This is a genomic window from Novosphingobium sp. Chol11, assembly GCF_945870625.1.
Classification (GTDB): Bacteria; Pseudomonadota; Alphaproteobacteria; order Sphingomonadales; family Sphingomonadaceae; genus Novosphingobium.
Genome location: NZ_CAMBTS010000030.1, coordinates 1 through 19,085 on the forward strand (window position 1 = coordinate 1; position 19,085 = coordinate 19,085).

At 58.8% G+C, this 19,085-nt stretch carries 16 protein-coding genes; 8 read left to right on the forward strand and 8 right to left on the reverse strand.

The features are described from left to right. The 6 genes from Q0O40_RS07215 to Q0O40_RS07240 form a co-directional block, all read right to left on the reverse strand. A partial coding sequence (locus Q0O40_RS07215; RefSeq protein WP_295528027.1) for a hypothetical protein occupies positions 1-298 on the reverse strand: 298 nt, incomplete at its 3' end. A 176-nt stretch (positions 299-474) separates the two neighbouring features. After that, positions 475-1,098, reverse strand: coding sequence for a TetR/AcrR family transcriptional regulator (locus Q0O40_RS07220; RefSeq protein WP_295528029.1), 624 nt, complete (start codon positions 1,096-1,098; stop codon positions 475-477). Between the two features lie 26 nt (positions 1,099-1,124). Then, positions 1,125-2,777 (reverse strand): long-chain fatty acid--CoA ligase, encoded by a 1,653-nt coding sequence (locus Q0O40_RS07225; RefSeq protein ID WP_295528032.1) that lies wholly within the window; start codon positions 2,775-2,777, stop codon positions 1,125-1,127. After that, the gene (locus tag Q0O40_RS07230) at positions 2,777-3,736 is read right to left on the reverse strand and encodes a phosphotransferase family protein (protein ID WP_295528035.1); all 960 of its coding nucleotides are present in this window, start codon (positions 3,734-3,736) and stop codon (positions 2,777-2,779) included. Before Q0O40_RS07230 ends, Q0O40_RS07225 begins: the two co-directional genes overlap by 1 nt. 53 nt (positions 3,737-3,789) lie before the next feature. Further along, positions 3,790-4,581: an SDR family NAD(P)-dependent oxidoreductase gene (locus Q0O40_RS07235; RefSeq protein WP_367183726.1), complete on the reverse strand. Its 792-nt coding sequence runs from the start codon at positions 4,579-4,581 to the stop codon at positions 3,790-3,792. Continuing rightward, entirely contained in the window at positions 4,551-6,845 is a 2,295-nt protein-coding gene (locus tag Q0O40_RS07240) for a TonB-dependent receptor (RefSeq protein ID WP_295528042.1), read from the reverse strand. Before Q0O40_RS07240 ends, Q0O40_RS07235 begins: the two co-directional genes overlap by 31 nt. A 338-nt stretch (positions 6,846-7,183) precedes the next feature. Between Q0O40_RS07240 and Q0O40_RS07245 the strand changes: the two genes are divergently transcribed. The 6 genes from Q0O40_RS07245 (at position 7,184) to Q0O40_RS07270 (ending at position 13,440) form a co-directional block, all read left to right on the forward strand. Beyond that, a complete protein-coding gene (locus tag Q0O40_RS07245) occupies positions 7,184-7,936 on the forward strand; it encodes an SDR family NAD(P)-dependent oxidoreductase (protein ID WP_295528045.1) in 753 nt (250 codons plus the stop codon). A 22-nt stretch (positions 7,937-7,958) separates the two neighbouring features. Then, on the forward strand, positions 7,959-9,263 hold the full coding sequence (locus tag Q0O40_RS07250) for an acyl-CoA dehydrogenase family protein (RefSeq protein ID WP_295528048.1): 1,305 nt from the start codon (positions 7,959-7,961) through the stop codon (positions 9,261-9,263). Beyond that, the gene (locus tag Q0O40_RS07255) at positions 9,263-9,724 is read left to right on the forward strand and encodes a nuclear transport factor 2 family protein (RefSeq protein WP_295528051.1); all 462 of its coding nucleotides are present in this window, start codon (positions 9,263-9,265) and stop codon (positions 9,722-9,724) included. The genes Q0O40_RS07250 and Q0O40_RS07255 overlap by 1 nt, the downstream gene beginning before the upstream one ends. A 27-nt stretch (positions 9,725-9,751) precedes the next feature. Next, positions 9,752-10,555, forward strand: coding sequence for an alpha/beta hydrolase (locus tag Q0O40_RS07260; RefSeq protein WP_295528054.1), 804 nt, complete (start codon positions 9,752-9,754; stop codon positions 10,553-10,555). A gap of 22 nt (positions 10,556-10,577) precedes the next feature. Further along, the gene (locus Q0O40_RS07265) at positions 10,578-11,690 is read left to right on the forward strand and encodes an NADH:flavin oxidoreductase (RefSeq protein ID WP_295528057.1); all 1,113 of its coding nucleotides are present in this window, start codon (positions 10,578-10,580) and stop codon (positions 11,688-11,690) included. 73 nt (positions 11,691-11,763) lie between these two features. Further along, on the forward strand, positions 11,764-13,440 hold the full coding sequence (locus Q0O40_RS07270; RefSeq protein WP_295528059.1) for an NAD(P)/FAD-dependent oxidoreductase: 1,677 nt from the start codon (positions 11,764-11,766) through the stop codon (positions 13,438-13,440). Positions 13,441-13,638: 198 nt separating this feature from the next. Here Q0O40_RS07270 and Q0O40_RS07275 read toward each other — a convergent pair whose 3' ends face one another. Together Q0O40_RS07275 and Q0O40_RS07280 are read right to left on the reverse strand one after the other, a co-directional pair. Then, positions 13,639-14,379 carry an SDR family oxidoreductase gene (locus Q0O40_RS07275; RefSeq protein ID WP_295528061.1) on the reverse strand — a complete coding sequence of 247 codons (741 nt, stop codon included), beginning with the start codon at positions 14,377-14,379 and terminating at the stop codon, positions 13,639-13,641. Positions 14,380-14,428: 49 nt separating this feature from the next. Further along, on the reverse strand, positions 14,429-15,004 hold the full coding sequence (locus Q0O40_RS07280; protein WP_295528064.1) for a TetR/AcrR family transcriptional regulator: 576 nt from the start codon (positions 15,002-15,004) through the stop codon (positions 14,429-14,431). A 439-nt stretch (positions 15,005-15,443) separates the two neighbouring features. Here Q0O40_RS07280 and Q0O40_RS07285 point away from each other — a divergent pair, with 439 nt between their 5' ends. Further along, on the forward strand, positions 15,444-16,826 hold the full coding sequence (locus Q0O40_RS07285; protein WP_295528065.1) for an aromatic ring-hydroxylating dioxygenase subunit alpha: 1,383 nt from the start codon (positions 15,444-15,446) through the stop codon (positions 16,824-16,826). Between the two features lie 57 nt (positions 16,827-16,883). After that, a complete protein-coding gene (locus Q0O40_RS07290) occupies positions 16,884-19,061 on the forward strand; it encodes a TonB-dependent receptor (protein WP_295528067.1) in 2,178 nt (725 codons plus the stop codon). Positions 19,062-19,085 lie beyond the last annotated feature (24 nt).

Consider the following 19,085-nt stretch of genomic DNA (forward strand, 5'->3'; position numbering starts at 1 on the left):
CCCGCAACGTCGCAACCTTGCGACGAACCGCCTCGAAATTGAAACCGAGAGCGGCGGCTATGGTGCGGATCTTTACGGGGCGGTAACCGGCCGCGAACGCCGGGTCGTCAAGAAAATGGCGGGTATTGGCGCTCTTAACGAAGAGCCAGATTTCCGCTAGCCGGGTGTCGCCGCCGAACAATTGAACCCATTCATGGATGATGTCGAACGACCAGGCATCGATGATACGTGCGATGGCGCGGAGGGGCGGTCTGTAATCAGGCATGGTCGTTGCCGGTTCAATCAAGGCTTGCTGCATCAGCAGTCGTTTTCGGCATCGCCGCCACCTGGGCACCTGCCAGTGGAACTGTTCGCCACATAGAGCGATTCAGATCATGGCAGCAAATGTGGGGGTGTCCATCCGCATCCCGGCGATTGAACCGCGCCTTTCCACATTGGGGACGTAGGCAATTTCGCCAGCATCGAGCCGGATCTTCAACTGCTGTGCCTCAACCGCGCAATCGTGTTCTGACGATAATGCTGCAAAACGGTGTGAAGACTGATCCCAGAAGAACTTGCAAGCCATTGATAAACAATGCCAAATATGAAAGCACTAAACTCGACTGCGAAGCTGCCAGGATCTACCGATGGCCGCACTTCTCCCGCTGCGATGCCCTGTGCCAGCCAGCGTGCCGTATCGCGCCGATAGGCGATATGATTGGCTGCCAGGCGGTGCCGGACGACTGGGTAACTGCTGATCGATTCAAACCAAAGAATGTACATCGCCTGCATCTGCATGGTTCTGTTCAGAAGAAAGAATTCGACCGCATCAAGCGCACCTTCGATTGCTGAAAGTCCGGTGTTGTTCCCAACAAAACGGCGCAACTCCGAAGCCCATTTCTCGTTAAAATCGCGCACCAGATGGTTGAAAAGCGTTTCTTTGGAGCCGAACCGGTTACTGGCAAGGCCGCGGCTGTACCCGGCTTTTTCACCGATGTCTTTCAGCGTCGTGTTGTGGGTGCCGCACGTCACAATAAGATGCATGGCGGCTTCAAACATGCGCGCGTCGGACAGGGCTGTACGCTCAACCTGGGTGAGCCTCGGCTTCTCGGCAGTCAATGGCTGAACTTTGAGTGGTGCTAAACTCAATCTAGGTCTCCGGAACCAAAACGTGTTTCAATGACGACGTTCAAGCCCCCCTCACCAAACTTATCTTTTATGGCCTTCTTGTCGAGTTTTCCAACGCTCGTCTTTGGAATGGCTTCAACCACCGACCAATTCTCAGGTATCATGAACCTAGCAAAACTGCCGAGCAATGCCGCGCGCATTGCGGCAAAATCGGCAACAGCACCCGGCTCCATGACGATAACCGCAAGCGGACGCTCTTCCCAACGTTCATCTGGAACTGCGATGACAGACACTTCGTTTACGCCCGGCAACTGCGCAATGCCACTTTCAAGTTCGGCCGACGAAATCCATTCGCCGCCCGACTTGATGAGGTCTTTTTCCCTGTCCGTTACTTCGACATAGCCGCGCGCGTCGATGCGCCCAACATCGCCGGTACGCAACCAGCCATCGGCGCTGAGCGGCGATGCTTCAGGCGTTTCGTGCAAATAGCCGCGCGCAACCCAAGGGCCGCGCAGCTGCAGCTGGCCAACGGTCTTGCCGTCCTCGGGCAAGCGATTGCCGCTGCCATCGACGATGCGAACCTGCATGCCCGGCACGGGCCGGCCGGATTTCGCCCGCCAACGAAGGGCTTCCGCATCGCTGACGCCGCGAGGCGGGTGGGATAGCACGCACATCGGGCTCGTCTCAGTCATCCCCCATCCTTGCACCACATCGACACCCCAGGCCGACTTCACCCGTTCGATCAGCACAGGCGAAACGGCAGAGCCGCCGCATACGATGGAGCGGAAACTGCCAAGATCCATGGGCGAGCGCCCATGCGCCTGCAGCAGATCATTGAGGATCGTGGGCACCGCAGCCATCAAGGTCGGTCGTTCGCTTTCAATCAGCGCCGCAAGATGGGCAGGCTGAAGATATTGCCCGGGCAGGATCATGTCGCTTCCCGCCAGCCAGCCTGAAAAGGGCATGCCCCAGGCGTTTGCATGGAACATGGGCGGCACCATCAGAATCCGGTCGTGGTTCGAGATCGCGAAGCTATCCGCCGCCATCGAGGCGAGGCTATGCAGAAACACCGAGCGATGGCTGTACACCACGCCCTTGGGCAGGCCAGTTGTGCCGGAGGTATAACAGATTGCCGCCGCATCGGTTTCCGCAACGCTCGGCCATGTCGTTAACGGATCACACGCGGCAATCAGGGCCTCGTAATCATGGACCCTTCCCGCAAAACCTTCGATCGGTTCGCTCCAGTCGCCGATGACAATAATGTCCCGCACCCGGCTCAATCCCGGCAGAACCGCGCTCAATGTCGGCAGAAGGACAGCGTCGACCAAAAGGATGCGGTCATCGGCATGATCGATAATGTATTCGATCTGCGACGCGGGCAGCCGGACATTCAGCGTATGGAGCACGCACCCCATGGCGGGAACCGCAAGATAGGCTTCAAGATGCGCTGGTGTGTTCCAGCAGTAGGTGCCCAGACGTTCGCCCGGCCCGAGGCCAAGCTCAGCAAGGGCGCTCGCGAGGCAGCGTGCTCGTCGTGCGGTCTGCGCATAATCGGTGACGCTGGTCTGCCTACCATCGAAGCGGACAACCCGACTTTCACCAAATAGCCGCTCACCGCGCTCGAAGATCATTTGCGTGGACAGCGCGTGATCCATCATTGTGCTGTCCATCAGATGCTCCCGCGTCTGGCAATGGCTGCCGCTTCTTCCAGCAAGTTGGGCACATCGTGCTCAAGCCCGCGCGCATAAGGGGTATCTTCCTTGCCTTCGCGGTGAAGCACAAACGCTCCCTCGACAATCGCTGCCAATCGCCAAGCGGCAAAGACCATGTAATAGGCAAGGTGATCGTGATCAAAGCCGGTGGCTTTGGACCATTCCTCGGCAAGACGCGCCGGTGCGATGACATCGGGCCGATTGGAAAGCCCTTGGACCATTGGAAAACCCAGTTGCGATGCGGGATCGCGGCGCCAGAAGAACAGGCACAGGCCAACATCGATCAAGGGATCGCCGATGGTTGCCATTTCCCAATCGAGAATGGCGTTCAAATGGGGGCGTTCCAGCGCCATCAGGCAGTTGTCGAGATGAAAATCGCAATGGATGACGCTGGCCCGGCTTACCGCCGGACGATTTGCCAGCAGCCATTGTCCAAGTTCCTCGAGCAATGGCAGCGATCGTACCTGGCTTAGCTTGCGCACTGCCGACCAACGTTCGATCTGCCGCTCGACGAATGTGTCAGGTCTGCCAAAACTTGCCGGAAGAACATCCTGCCAATCGATTACATGGACGGTCGCCAGCCCCCGCATCATCTCTAGCCCAAGTGCATCGATTGCCTCTGGGCCCACAGGATAGGCTGCCGGCACTTCGGTGCCCAGCGCAATACCTTCGATCCATTCGGTCACCGCGAACGGTTGACCGAGCACCGAACGATCGCTGCACCATGCGATCGTTCGCGGTACTGGTGCTCGTCCTTGGAGCGCCTTGATGACAGTGTATTCGCGCTCGATCCCCGCGGCAGCCTTGTCTGAAATGACATTGACGGGCGGATGACGCAGGATCAGCCGACCCTGGCTAGTTTCAACAACTCGAGTAACATTGGAGTTTCCGCCGGACAAGGCAGCACCCAGTCTCACATCTTCAAGGCCGGTGGCCTGCTCCAGCCATGTTGCTAACGCTTGCGCTCCCCCTAAAGGTTGCACATCAGGCCCCCGTCGGTGAATACTACCGAGCCGGTCATGTAGGTTGATCCGGCGACCCACCAGCAGACTTCGGCGATTTCTTCGGGGGTTCCCATACGCTGCAAAGGAACGCGCGCCAGAATGGATTCGCGTGCGCGTTCCGAAACGCCGGACGTCATCTCAGTCATGACAAAGCCCGGCACCACCATATTTACCCGAATCTGGCGGCGTGCCAGTTCCGCGGCGAGAACCTGCGTCAGCCCGGCTAGCCCCGCCTTGGACGCCCCATAGCTGCTGTCGCCCGGAAATCCGCGAAAGCCCACTACCGCGCCGATATTGACGATGGATCCGCCGGGCGACATCTGACCAAGCATGGCGCGGACAATTCGCATCGGTCCAGTCAGGTTGGTTGCGAGTGACGCTTCCCAGTCCTCGTCGGCCAGGCGATCCAGCGTGCCGCCACGATGGAGGCCAGCATTGTTGATCAAGACATCAATGCCGCCCCATCGCGCCTCGATTGTCTCGGCAAGCCGGGCCAGATCGGCGGGGTTGGTGATATCCGCTTGCATACCAATCGCATGCTCGCCCATCGCCGCCGCAGTGCTGCCGATGTCGGAACTGCGACCGACAAGGCAAACCTGATCGCCCTTGCTGCATGCAATGGCGGCGATCGCGCGGCCAATGCCACGCGACGCCCCCGTCACTAGCCAGCGACGGGGCGCAGTTCCGGCTGGTGGTTGTTCCGACACTCTATCCGCCGGCCTTCTGATCAAAACGACTGGGTTACAGCAACACCCCACGCGCTCGGCGGACGCGGTGCGGCGTAACTCCAGACATTCTGTACATCGTATCCGATTGTCCAGCCATTCTGGTCAAGCATGTTCTTACCGAACACGCTGATCATCGTCTTGTTGATCTTGTAGCTGATCGAGGCATCCAACATGTTCTGCGCGCCATTACGCACGTTTGGATTGTTGAGGAAGGTCAGTTCATGACCACCGATATGGTGCAACTCGGCGTTCAGGAACAGGGTGCCCGGTCCAACCTCTCTTTCATAAGCAGCGCGCAGATCGAAGGTCCATCTCGGAGCGCGCCGGATCTTGAGGAAGGTCGCATCCACGGGCGTGCCGGTGCTGTAGATGTCCCCGAAGAAGTTCTTGTACTTGGCATCGAGATAACCAACGTTGCCGCTCAAAGTAAATCCATCGGCAACCCGCGCGGTAAGCTCGGCCTCGAAGCCCTTGAGATCGGCTTGCGAGGCATTGATCGTGCGATTCTCGCGCCCGGTTGATGTGCCGGGGGCAGGAACGTCGAGATCCTGTTGCATGTCTTTGTATTTCATCAGGTAGATAGCCGCATTAAAACGGATTCGATTGTCAAGAAACTCCGACTTGAAACCTAGTTCAAAGTTGTCGAGCGTTTCTGGATTGTAAGGTGCAGTCGCCGCGCTGAGCGTTGCCGGACGACCATTGAATCCCCCCGAGCGATACCCGCGCGACCACAGCGCGTAAGTCATCACATCATCAGTAAAGTTGTAGCTGATACTGACTTTCGGCGTGAACTTAGACCAGCTAGCCTTCACGGGCGTCGTCATAACAATATTACCAGCCGCCAGTGATGGCGGGATGGTGACTACCGGATTGACTTCCTCGGTCGTCCCATAAATGAAGATTGTCTTGTCATTGACGATTGTCGACTTGCGGTCATGCGTGTAGCGCCCACCCAATGTGAGCTTCAACTTGTCGGTGAACTTGTAGTCGCCTTCGAAATAGGCCGCATAAGATTGCGTGGTCTGAGTAACATCTTGCGCGCTGGTCAGCAACGGCGCGCCAGCAAAGCCGATGTAGTTCTTGAGGTTGATGGTGTAGCGCGAATCCCACTGATATCCGCCGAGCACGAACGTAAGCGGACCAGTGCCGCCCATGACCAGCCGGGCTTCATTGGTGATCTGGCGCCAGCGCGCAGGCCGGTCGGTGTGATAGAGGGTCTGCGGCGTCGAATCGAAGTCCTGATTGATCGATTCATTCGTCTTCAGGTAGCCGAGGATGTACTGGAGTTCGAAATCGCCGCCGAGGTCATACTTGATCTTGCCGATGGCCATATCGAGCTCGAACCGCGCGCTCTTGTTTACCGGGGCATTGCCCACGGTGACGTAGCGGTCGCCGGAGATCGGCACCCCGGGCGAGGGCGAGCAGTAGTTATATGCCGCGCAGAACAGGTCCGTTGCCTTGGTGATGGCGTGAAGCTGGCTGGGATCCTGGCGAGTGACCTGCCGGTCATAGCTCACGCTCAGTTCCAAAGCATCGGTCGGCGTAACCAGCAATTGCGCGCCGATGGCCCGGAAATCGGACTTCTGCCCAGGCTGATCCTGGGTCCGGTTGAAGATATAGCCGTCGCTGGAATTATAGGCACCGCTTACTTTGAGTGCGACATTCGGGACAATACCGAAACTGACCACACCTTGAAGATCGTAGGTTTCAAAGCTGCTGTAGGTAGCGCGTACCTTTCCGGTCAGGTCTTGCGTCGGCCGCGAGCGCGACAGCGAGATCACGCCGCCCGTTGCATTTCGGCCGAACAAAGTCCCTTGAGGACCGCGCAGTACTTCGACCCGGTCTAGGTCGATCGCCTTGAGCAGGCTGCCCGAGCTTTGGCCCAGATAAACATCGTCGATGACAACGCCGACTGCCGGATCAACCGACTTTTCAACGTCTGCCACACCGATGCCACGGATGTAGATTGCAGCAACGCCACCAGGCCCTTGCTGTGTATCATCGATCAACACGTTGGGCGATGAGTTGGCGAAATCGCGAACGTCGGAGTCGAAACGCTTCGACAGATCCGTCACGCTTAGCGCGCTGACAGATGACGACACAGATTGCAGATTTTCAACCCGCTTGCGCGCTGTAACGACAATCTCTTCAAGCCCACCGCCCAATTCGGCACCAGACGCCTGGGCTTCCTGCGCGCGGGCCTCCATCGAGGCCATAGCGGCTGCCGATATCGAGGCAGCCAAGATAACGCGCCATGACATAACGCGCGTTGATTTTGCCGACATGCTCATCATTCACTCTCCCATCCCGCACGCTCTGACGTCGTGACCGATTTATTGGGCATTTCCGACCCGACCCCTCCCGCAAGGCGATCAGCCTGATCGGGAGAGGTTCGGCGGCGTCAGCCTCTCCCGAATGCTATCAAACTTGCTTTGCGCCAGCAAGTTTAAATCCAATCGCAGCGGATCGGCGCCTAGCGTGCGGATAGACTGCGGTTTTATAGCGTTTTTTCAGAGACCCGGAGCTCATGTCGTCGGGATCGCCCGAAATCTTGCCTATATTTTTGCTTGTCTCAAACTAGCAAATATGATCCATCAGCAGCCAACAAAAGCATGACAGCGGGAGCAGGTGAATGAGCCAAAGACTGGCTGGCAGGGTGGCCCTGATCTCTGGGGGCGCGAGTGGCATCGGCGCAGCGCAAGCGATGCTCTACGCAAGTGAAGGTGCCAGCGTCATGATCGGCGACCTTCAAGAAGCGCTCGGCATGCAAGTCGCGGCGCAGATCATCGAGAGCGGCCACAAGGCCGCGTTCACCAAGCTTGACGTCACCGATCTGGAAAGCTGGCGAGCGGCGGTCGCGTTGACCACGGCGCAGTTCGGCAAGCTAACCAACCTTGTCAACAATGCCGGCATTTTCCACCCGGGCGGCATTGAAACCGAGAGCCCGGAAGGCTGGGATCGGATGATCGCGATCAACCAAACTGGCGTTTTTTATGGCATGAAGGCTGCAACGCCTGAACTGCTCAAGGCCGGGAATGCAGCTATCGTCAATATCTCGTCGCTCTATGGACTGATCGGCAGCCCGAATGCGATCAGCTACCATGCGTCGAAGGCAGCTGTTCGCGTTATGGGCAAAGGTGCCGCGCTTGAATTTGCCAAACAGGGCATCCGCGTCAACACGATCTTCCCCGGCCAGATCCGCACCCCGATTTTGGGCGAAATCACGCCCGAACAGGATGCTGCGATTAAGGCGTCGATCCCGATGGGAACGGTGGGCGACCCTATGGACATTGCCTATGGCTCGCTGTTCCTCGCCTCCGACGAAGCCCGCTACGTAACCGGCGCCGAACTCTGGATCGACGGCGGCTGGTACGCGGGTTGCTGACCGGCACATGGAGCATCATTGAATGGCATGGAATTTTTCGACAGAGCCTGAATTTCAGGAAAAGCTCGATTGGATGCGGGAGTTTGTAGCCGCAGAGATCGAGCCGATGGATCTGGTGTTCCGCAAGCCGGGAGATCCGTTCGATCCGCGCTCACCCGCCCGTAAGGCGATGGCACCGCTGAAACAGATCGTCAGAGATAAGGGTTTATGGGCCTGCCATCTGGGTCCCGATCTCGGTGGGCAAGGCTTTGGCCAGCTGCATCTTGGCTTGATGAACGAAATTCTGGGCCGGAGCCGCTTTGCTCCGACGGTTTTTGGAACACAGGCACCGGACACCGGAAATGCCGAGATTCTCGCCCGCTTCGGCACGGAAGAGCAGAAGGCCGCTTATCTGGCGCCATTGCTGGATGGCGAAATTGTCTCGTGCTTCTCGATGACCGAGCCGCAAGCCGGCGCTGACCCGGGTGAGTTCACTTGCGCTGCCGAACTTGTGCGCGGCGAATGGATCATCAACGGCGAAAAGTGGTTTGCAAGCCATGCCGACATGGCCGAATTTCTGATCGTGATGTGCATCACCGACCCCGAAGTCGCGGTGCATGAAGGCTCCACCACCATTATCGTTCCGCGCAGCGCACCAGGTCTGGAAATCATCCGCAACACCGCCGTCGGCCCCAAAGACGAAATCGGCAGCGGTGTTCACGGCTACCTGCGCTTTAACAACTGCCGCGTGCCGCACGAGAACGCGCTTGGCCCGGTGGGCGGCGGCTTCAAGGTCGCGCAGTCCCGCCTCGGCGGTGGCCGCATCCATCACGCCATGCGAACAGTCGGCATGCTGAACAAGGCAATGGACATGATGTGCGAACGCGCCGTGTCCCGCGTGACCAAGGGCGAGCGTCTGGCCGACAAGCAAATGGTCCAGGAGAAGATCGCCGACAGCTATACTCAAATCCTCCAGTTCCGCCTTCACGTGCTCTACGGAGCGTGGCTGCTGGATCAGGACAAGGGCTATACCCACCGCGTCCGCCGCGAGATTTCGGCGATCAAGGCGGCGATGCCCGGGGTGCTGAAGGATGTGATCTACCGCGCGCTCCATCTCCATGGCTCGCTGGGCATGTCAAACGAAACGCCGCTCATGGATATGTGGCAGTATGTGCCGGAGATGGGCATCGTCGACGGCCCGACCGAGGTGCACAAGGTGACCGTCGCCAAAGACATCCTGCGCAATGTCATGCCGTCCCCCGGCACATTCCCAACATATTTCGTCCCAACCCGACGCGCTGAGGCCGCGCTGAAGTTTGCCGACTTTCTGGAAGAGGACCCACTCTGATGACCGCCGCGCTCGAACAACGGCTGATAAGGCTAGAAGCTCGCTTTGCGCAACTCGATCTGGTCAGCGATTATTGTCTAGGCTTTGACAAGCACGATTTCGATCGCTTCCTCGCGATCTGGTGGCCCGATGCCGTTTGGGAAATCGGGCCCCCGTTTGGCAATTTCGAGGGGCATGAGGGGATTACTCATGCGGTGAAGGGGATTCTCTGGCCCGCGTGGCTTCAGACGACCCATTATACGACGAACCTGCGGGTCACGCCGGAAGCAGCGGACCTGAGCCACGGTGTCTGCGATGTCTTCTGCATCGGCACGACCAGCGATGGGCAGGCACAAACCGTGGCGGCGACCTACACCGACCGGTTTGAACAACGGGATGGAGTTTGGAAGATCGCCCGCCGTCACGTCAAAATGCACCATTTCAGCCCGCTTGTCGGGACCACCTTGGCACCGCCGCAATAAGCATTTGCAAGAAGGGACAGCGACACAATGGCCCGTCTGGATTGCGGCGAAGGCCGCTCGGTCTATTACGAATATCATCGCGGATCGGCGACGCCTATCGTGCTGATCCATGGATGGGCGATGTCCAGCCGCATCTGGGCGGGCACCATCGAAGCCCTGACCGCCGCAGGGCATGGTGTGATCGCGATCGACCACCGAGGCTGCGGGCAGTCTGACCGGGACTTTGACGACATGTCGATCAACGCTCTGGCGGACGATGTGGTCCAGATCGTCCGCAAAACGACCGCTGCACCAGTTGTGCTCAACGGCTGGTCGCTCGGCGGCGCGGTCGCCGCGCAGGCCGCGCAGGCCCTAGGCGATCAAGCCGCCGGTCTTGTCCTCACTTGCGGCGCGTCGCCGCGCTTCACCAAGACCGAGGATTTTCCCTATGGCGGAGAAGCGGAATCGCTGGCCGCATCCGCTGCCGCATTGGCTGGCGATCGCGCCGGCTTTTTCCGGGGCCTGGCATCCGGGGTCTGCGCGCGTGAAGTCAGCCCGGACATGGTGAACTGGATGTGGGCAGCATTTATCGACAGCGGGCCGAATGTGATCCATTCGCTGCTCGATCTTGCCAATGTCGAGCAGCGTGCGCTCCTTGCTGAGCTTTCCATCCCGGTGCTTTCCATCGTGGGCGCGGCCGACGCCATCCTCGATCCGCAAGTGGGCATGGCGGCCGCAAAATTGGCTCGGAAAGGCTCACTCTCGTCTTTCGAAGGATGCGGTCACGCCCCCTTCATCGAAGATGCACCGCAGTATCTCAGCGTGCTGCGGGAATTCCTCGCAACCATATGACATCAAAAAACAAGGTGAGGCCATGACTCTGCTGGACCCATTCTTTACGCCCTTTACGTGTAAATCGCTCAAGGTCGCGAACCGCTTCATGATGGCCCCGATGTCGAGGTACTTTGCGCCGGGCGGAATCCTCACACAGGAATCCATCGATTATTATCGCCGCCGGATCGAAGGCGGCGTGGGCGCGGTCATTACAGAAGGCGTTGGAGTCGATCGTCCGGGCGCGGTCGCTGCGGACACTGTGCCGGTCTTTGCAGGCGAAGAGGGCCTCGCCGCGTGGGACAAGGCACGCGCCGAGATTCACGCGGCCGGGGGGGCGATCATTCCGCAACTGTGGCATGTCGGCGGCTGCGAAGACTTCAACTACCCCGACTCCCCGCACCCTCCTCTGGAAAGTCCGTCGGGTCTCGTTGGCCCGGGCATTGCGGGCGGGAAGCCCATGACGCAGCAGGATATCGACGGGGCGATCGCTTCGTTCGTGCGCGGAGCCTGCGACGCCAGCCGCCTCGGCTTCGATGCAATCGAGCTTCACGGCGCGCATGGCTATCTGTTCGACCAGTTTTTCTGGGACGTGACCAACCAGCGTGATGATCGGTTCGGGGGGCCGAGCATCGCTTCGCGGGCGCGCTTCGCGGTGGAAACTGTCGCTGCGGTGCGCGAAGCGGTAGGGCCGGACCTCGCCATCATCTTTCGCATCTCACAGTGGAAGACCTACCTCTACGAAGCGAAAATCGCGACCAGCCCGGCCGAACTGGCAGAATGGCTTGTGCCGCTGGCGGAAGCCGGTGTGGACATCTTCCACTGCTCCGAACGGCGCTTCTGGGAATCCGCTTTCCCGGACGAGGGTGATCTGAACCTTGCTGGCTGGACCAAGAAGATCACCGGCAAGCCCACCATCACGGTCGGCTCGATCGGACTGGACCGCGACCTCATGGAAGATTTCGTCGCCGGGGAATCAGTGCCGACGCTGAAATCGCTGGATGAGTTGGCGAGACGGTTTGATCGCGGCGATTTTGATCTGGTTGCCGTAGGCAGGGCGCTTCTGGCTGACCCCAATTGGCTGATGAAGGTTCGCACCAATGCCGTGAGCGAGCTTCTGCCATACTCGCGTGCGACGATGGACGTACTGTATTGATTTTATTATATTTATTCAATTTCGAGTCCGAAACGCAGAAACAAAACAATAACTTTGCATGGGAGTGCGACTGATGACCACGACGAACACCGCTGTTAGCGACGCGCCCGTAACCCTAAGCGGCTCCTCACCCGAGGTCGATTATGATGCGATCGGCATTGGTGCAGGTTTCGCGGGACTTGCCCTCATCCATTACCTGCGCGGCGCTGGACTCTCCGTGCGGATTTTCGACCGGGCAACCGACGTCGGCGGAACCTGGAGCTGGAATCGCTATCCCGGCGCGGCCACCGACAGCGAAAGTTATTACTATTGCCTCACCTTTTCAAAGGCACTGCTGCAGGAATGGTCATGGTCGCAGCGCTATCCAGGCCGGGCAGAGACGCAAAGCTACATGCGCTTCGTCGCCGACAAATGCGACATGTGGCCGCACATCCAGCTCAACACCGAGATCGTCGAAGCACGCTATTTGAATGATCGCGGGATCTGGCAGATAACGACGGGTGACGGTAAAACCTTCACCTGCAAGTACTTCATCAGCGGCATGGGCATGATTTCTGAGCCAGTGATTCCCACCATCGCTGGCATGGATCGTTTTCAGGGCCCGATTTTCCACTCGTCGCGCTGGCCCGCGGAGGGACTGGATTACGCTGGCAAGCGGGTCGGCATCATCGGTGCCGGCGCGACCACGGTTCAGATGGTTCCGGTGGTGGCGGAGACAGCGGCCAACGTCACGGTGTTCCAGCGCACGCCCAACTACATCCTGCCCGCCATGCAGCAGCCGATGACCCCCGAATGGGAGAAGGAGATCAAGGACAATTATGACGCGATCGTGGCCAAGTGCCGCAACCACGTGTTCGGCATGGCCTTTGACAGTCCAGTCGGGCGGAACGCGGTCGACACTCCGCCTGAGGAGCGCCAGAAGATCTTCGAAGAGAACTGGACGGGCAGCTTTCGCTGGGTTTTCGAAACGTTCGACGACCTGCTCGTCAATCCCGAGGCCAACAAAATGGCGGGCGAATTCATCACAAGCAAGATGAAGGAACGGGTCAACGATCCCGAGCTCGCCGAGTTGCTCGCCCCCAAATTCGAAGACTACCCCTTGTTCGCCAAGCGCCCCCCGCTCGACCATGGCTACATGGAAGCGTTCAATCGGGACAACGTCCATCTGGTCGATATCAAGCACAGGGAACCTCTGGTCGAGATTACGGAAACGGGCGTGCGGACCACAGAGCGCCACCTTGAATTCGACATCATCGTGCTGGCGACCGGTTTCAAGGCTTATACCGGCGCGCTGGAAGCCTTTCCCATCCACGGCGCCAGCGGTCAGACACTACGGGAAAAATGGCAAACAGCCTCCGAGAGCATCATGGGTGTCTGCGTTGCCGACTTCCCCAACATGTTCGTGGTCACCGGACCGCAAGCGCCCTTTGCCAACCTACCCACCTCGATCGAACAGAATGTCATCTGGATCACGCGATGCATCGAGAAGATGGAGCGCGAGGGTTTCGCCATCTTCAAGCCGCGCTTGGAAGCAGAGCGGGCGTGGACGGCGCAAACCGCCGATATTCATGGGCAAACGCTGATGGCCAATGGCGACAAGGTCAATTCATGGATGATGGGCGCCAATCGCGAGGACAAAGCCCCGCGTGTGCTGATCTATTTTGGCGGTGCTGGCGCGTACTACGACGCGCTGGATCTCTCGGCAGATTCAGGCTTCCCTGAGCTTGAGTTCGAGAAAGTAGCCAGTTGAGGTCTTTACCCCATCAGCGCTAATGGCGAAGGTCTGGCGTCTGATGGGGTTGGTCTTCCTTGCTGCCCCGCCCGCCATTTTCCGCAACCTCAAACTTGCGTGCGTGTTGCTGGCGGTAGAACCACAGCTACCAATGCTATGCTGCTGCGGGACATATCGAAGGCAAAGGCCACATCAAAGGACCATGTCAGCTACTGCTCATTGCGCGGTGAAGCCGTTATCGATCACAAGCTCCGATCCATTCATATAGCTTGCTTCGTCCGAAAGGAGAAAAAGGATGGCGCTGGCAATTTCATCCGGCTCTGCAAGGCGGCCTGATGGCATGAGGTCGCTTAAAGCCTGACGAATTTCATTTGATCCGCCCAACTGTTCCACGATCGCGTCGGCCATAGGGGTATTGGTCAACGCGGGGTGGACCGAATTGACCCGGATGCGGCTTGGCATTGCGATGGCCTCTAGCGCGCTGGTTTTGGTAAGCAGGCGGACCGCGCCCTTGCTGGCAGTATAGGCCGCTGCTCCGGGGGAGCCGCATAGCCCGGCGGTCGATGATAAGTTGACGATCGAACCCGCGCCATGCCGCTGCATCACGCGCATGGCATGTTTGCAGCCCAGAAATGTGCCTTCAACGTTCACCGCCATAACCAGCCTGAAATCCTCGATCGTCGTCTCCATCGTCGAGCCCATGCGAATGACACCCGCCGCGTTGACCAGTCCGTCAAGACGTCCGTGTTGCTCGGCGATGGACATGATCAGGGTCTGCCAAGCGCTCTCACTGGTTACGTCAAGCTTGTGTCCGAGCACGCCGTCAATCCGCACCTCGGCGAGATCAGCACCATGAACCACTGCGCCTTCGGCTATGAGCCGCTCCGAGGTCCTGCGGCCAATGCCGGAAGCAGCGCCGGTTACGAGCATCACTTTACCTGCAAATCGGCTGTCCATGATGCGTTCCCTTTGGTTGCGTGGGTCGTTGCTGGTGAAGAAATTGGCCTTATTCGGAGGCGTTCTTCCTCTGGAGAGCGGCGCGCATGATAGATTTGGCATGATCGAGCAGGTCGTTGACCACGTCGGGCGAAAGCTGGCCGGCAAGCTGGCCATAGGCCATGCCTTCCAAGACATAGTGCGCGATGTTGCCTGCCTGCATCACCTCGTGGTCGCGGTAGCTCCAGCCAAAGGCCTGATGCGCGGTTTCATACCAAATGGCCAGAAACGCCCGATAAAGCGGCGCGAAGGCGGGGGTCAATTCGGGGTCGCTGCGGGCTAACAGGACCAATTCCTGATAGGCGAGGAAATCGCGCTCGCTAAGATGTTTCCAATGCGCGTCAATGATCCGGGCAGCCAGATCCTCATCTGGCCCGATGCAAGCGAGATCATCTCGAAACTGGCGCAGCCGCCGCGCATTGATGTGCTCGAGCACGGCGCACAACAAGTCGCGGCGCGTGGCGAAGTGATATTGCACTCCCCCGCGCGAAATGCCTGCGCGGTCTGCAATCGTCGCGTAGGAAAGTTCGTGCGCCACGCCTTCAAGCAGGCAATCGACCGTCGCTTCGAGCACCTTGAAGCGCATAGCCTCACTCTTAGCGATCTGGCGGGGAGAAGGGCCTTCGCCGCGCCGTTGACGTGCGGGCGGCGACGGGCGGGCCGCTTTGCTGGGAAATGAGTTACCGGGTGCGCTTGCGTCGTGGTCGTCGTTTGTGGCGCGCGTCTTCAGGTTCAATTGCGTCGTCATAGATTCTCTCGTCTCGCCATTCGCAGGCGCGAGTCAAGCTTGCACATATTCCCTATTAGAAAAAACAGCCATGCAGCTTGTTTATTGACAGACACCTCGCCGCGTGTAGTTTACAAAAAAAGCAGATCTGCATGTTTTAGTGTGGCAGCGCCTTTGGGAGAGTAAAAAGCGGCAGAAATACGGGAATTTCCTGCTTCTGTCGAACGGGCGTCTGCGCCCGCGCAAATCTCCTCAAAAGCGTATCCGCCAAGACATCCGCAACAAGGATGGTTCGGTAATGGCGAAGATCGAAGACCGTTTGATCGAGGCACTTGGCCCATCGGCCAAAGACACGCAGGCACCAGCATTTGTGCCGCGCAAACCGATCCCGCAGCTGGGTTATCAACGGATCGATGGCGCGCGCTTTCAATCGCGCGACTTTATGCAGCAGGAATGGGATCACGTTTGGACCCGTATCTGGAACATCGGCTGCCATGTCTCCGAGCTGGCCGAACCGGGTGATTTCAGGCTCCACACCTTGGGCAAGGAATCGCTTTTGTTCGTGCGATCGAACGATGGCGAGATTCGCGGCTTTTTCAATGTCTGCCAGCACCGTGGCAATCTGCTCTGCCAAGTGGCTTCGGGCTCGTTAGAGCGCTTCACGTGCCCTTACCATGGCTGGAAATGGAACAACGACGGCACGCTGCATCATATTGCGCGGCCCGAACTTTTTGCCCAGTTCAGCGCAGGTGTGCCCAAGGGTGAGCTCGATCTTGCCTCGATCCGCACAGATGTCTGGGGCGGCTGGGTCTGGTTCAACCTTGATCCGCACGCGATCAGCCTGCGCGACTACCTCGGCGAGGCCGGTTCGCATCTCGAGACATATGAGCTCGAGAACTATCAGTTGATCGATCACGCAACGTTCGAATGGAACGGCAACTGGAAGCACGCCCACGACGCCTTCAACGAGAGCTATCACTTCGAGTCGCTCCACTCGGACTTCATGAACATCACCGAGGGCTACGACGTGCCGATCGAACTGCTCGGCATGCACAGCCGGATGATCAACTTCAATCTGACGGTCAGCGAACTGCTGGGCAACGCCGAAGAGATGACACCGCTTCGCGAACAATTCCTCGGCGTGGGGACGCTTGTTCCTCACGACTACAAAGGTAGCCTGCGGGACATCCATCTTGAGGTGATCAAGGCCAAGCGCGCGATTCAAGACGAGACCTACTTGCCCTATCGCCGGATGAACGACGAGCAGCTTGTTCACCAGTATCACTACACGTTCTTTCCGGGCACCACGCTGACCCAAACGCCGGAAAGCTCGATCCTGTTTCGCTATCGGCCGCACCCAAGCGACCCTGCGATTTGCTACTATGACTTTCTGATCACCGAGCGCCGCGCGCCCGGCAGCGTGCCGCCGGTGGTCAATCATCGAACATACCGTCATGGCGAGTTGGACGACTATGCCGCCGCCTTTCACGGCACTTTCGATCCATTCCTTGCCAATGTGCTCAAGCAGGACGGATCGAACATGCCGACGATGCAGCAAGGCACCGGCTCGCTTGGCTTTCGCGGCATGATTCTGGGCGATCAGGAAGTGCGCATCCGCCATTTTCACCAGCAGATCGATCGCTGCCTGATGGGCGACTACCCGTGGCTTCACCGCAAATGAGGTGAGGCCCCAAGCGAATGACTTAAGACCCGCCAACAAAAAAAGGGGAGAGAAACAATGAAAGCCACCAAAGCTAGGACGCTGGCCCTTCGCAGCGCCGCCCGAATTGCCATGTCGTCCGCGACACTGGCATTCATGTTCGTCTCGCAGGCCGCTCTGGCGCAAAACACTCCGCCTGGCTCAAGCGAGACGACGGACGACGGCACGATCATCGTCACCGCGCAACGCCGCGAGCAGGCGTTGATGTCGGTGCCGCAAGCCGTGCAGGGCCTGAGTGGTGAGTCCCTGCTTCGCAATGGTGTTACCGATATCGCGCAGGCAATCTCGCTGGTGCCGAGCGCGACCACCGGTGCAACCATTGGTGCGGGCAGCACGACTTACCAGATCCGCGCCATTGCCGCGTCTGAAACAGACGGCGATCCGGCTGTCGGCTATTATCTCGACAACTTTGCCTTCACGATGCCAGGACGGCCCTATGCGCCGGTCGCGACATTTTACGACCTGCAGCGTGTCGAAGTTCTGCGCGGGCCTTCGGGTACGCTGTATGGCCTTGGCTCGATCGGCGGCACTATTAAGGTGCTGACCAAAGATCCCGAGCTTGATCGCACCGGCGGATCGGTCCGCGCCTCTGGAAATCTTGTAACCGGCGGCAAGCCGGGCTTTTCCGGCGACGTCATGCTCAACTTGCCAATCATCAATGACAAGCTCGCGCTGCGCGGGGTGCTGAGCTACAAACGCGTAGGTGGCTATGCCGATATCATTCCCACCGGGGTGAGGAACGACAACCCGGCCACTACGTTCACCGGCCGCCTTAAGCTTCTGGCCAAACCCACAGAAGACCTGACCATCCGGCTTTCGGCATGGCGCAACAATACCAAACAGCGCTGGTCGGACCGCATCACGTTCGCCGATCCAGCCAGCATCGACCAGCAATTCGGCGAGGCGCTCTCGGATTACTGGCTGTTTAGCGGCGACATCGAGTATGATCTGGGCTTCGCCACGCTCCAAAGCTCGACCGGCCATATCAAGAACAGCGTGATCTCGAACAATGGCGGCTTCATCCCCGGCATCGGCAATTTCGTCTCACTGTGGCCGCTCACCACGCATAATTTCAACGAAGATATCCGCCTGACCTCGAACGGTTCGGGTCCGTTGCAATACATCTTTGGCTTCTTTTACCAAAATGGCGACACCTTCGGCGGCCAGACAGTGCAACTCCCAGACTTCGTAGTTGCTCCCGGTGTAAATGGCTTCAACACCGTCAACGATCGCAACCAGCTATTCAGCACGGGTTGGGCGGTTTACGGACAAGCTACCTACTCGGTTTTTGATCGTAAGCTCGATCTCACAGTTGGCGGTCGCTATTATCAGGAAAGGCGCCGCTTCGTCGAGAACAGTCAGCTAGAGATCGCCGGCAGCGTCATTCCGAACCAGAGCACCACTCGGTCCAGCAGCAGCACTTTCAACCCGCGTTTCAACGTTGCCTATCATGCGGGGCAGAGCGGGCTGCTTTATGTCGAAGCGGCCAAGGGCTTCCGCAGTGGCGCGATTTCATCGGCTTCCATTGTCGGCGCGTCCAATGCGGTCCTCGGTGTCAACCTGTCCAACATCTCCCCGCCTGATACATTGTGGAATTACGAAGCGGGCATGAAATGGAGCTTGTTTGACAACACCGTGCAGTTCGAGCTGGCGGGGTACTATGTCGATTGGCCGCGTGCGCAGATCGAGCTGTCCCCCGCGCTTCAGACCATTGTGGCGCAGGTCGGCGATGTTCGCGGCTATGGCATCGAGCCTTCGATCACATGGCGCACGCCGCTGCGGGGGTTGACGCTCAATTTCAACGGTAACTTCAACTCTACTACCATCCACAACGTGGCGGCGCCGATCGTCGCCAGGATCCCCCAGCTGCGGGATGGCAATCAACTGCCGGGCACAGCCAAGACAACCTTCAATCTTGGCGGTTCCTACCAGACGCCGATCGGCAGCAACGGCCTCGAACTGCGGCTGAACGCCCGCTACAGCTACCGCTCGCGTCAGCAGAGCATCTTTAATGGGGTCTACGCGCCCTTCAACGGGATCGGTTATGCGCGGGCCAGCATCGGGACAGATCGCTGGGAAGCCGGCATCTTCACAGACAACATTGGCAACACGGTCGGTCCGCTCAATCGGCCGGGCGGGCAGAACCAGATCGTCTATCCGCGCACTATCGGGATATCTCTAGAAGGGCGCTTCTAAGCTGCTGAGCCTGATCTTTTGCGG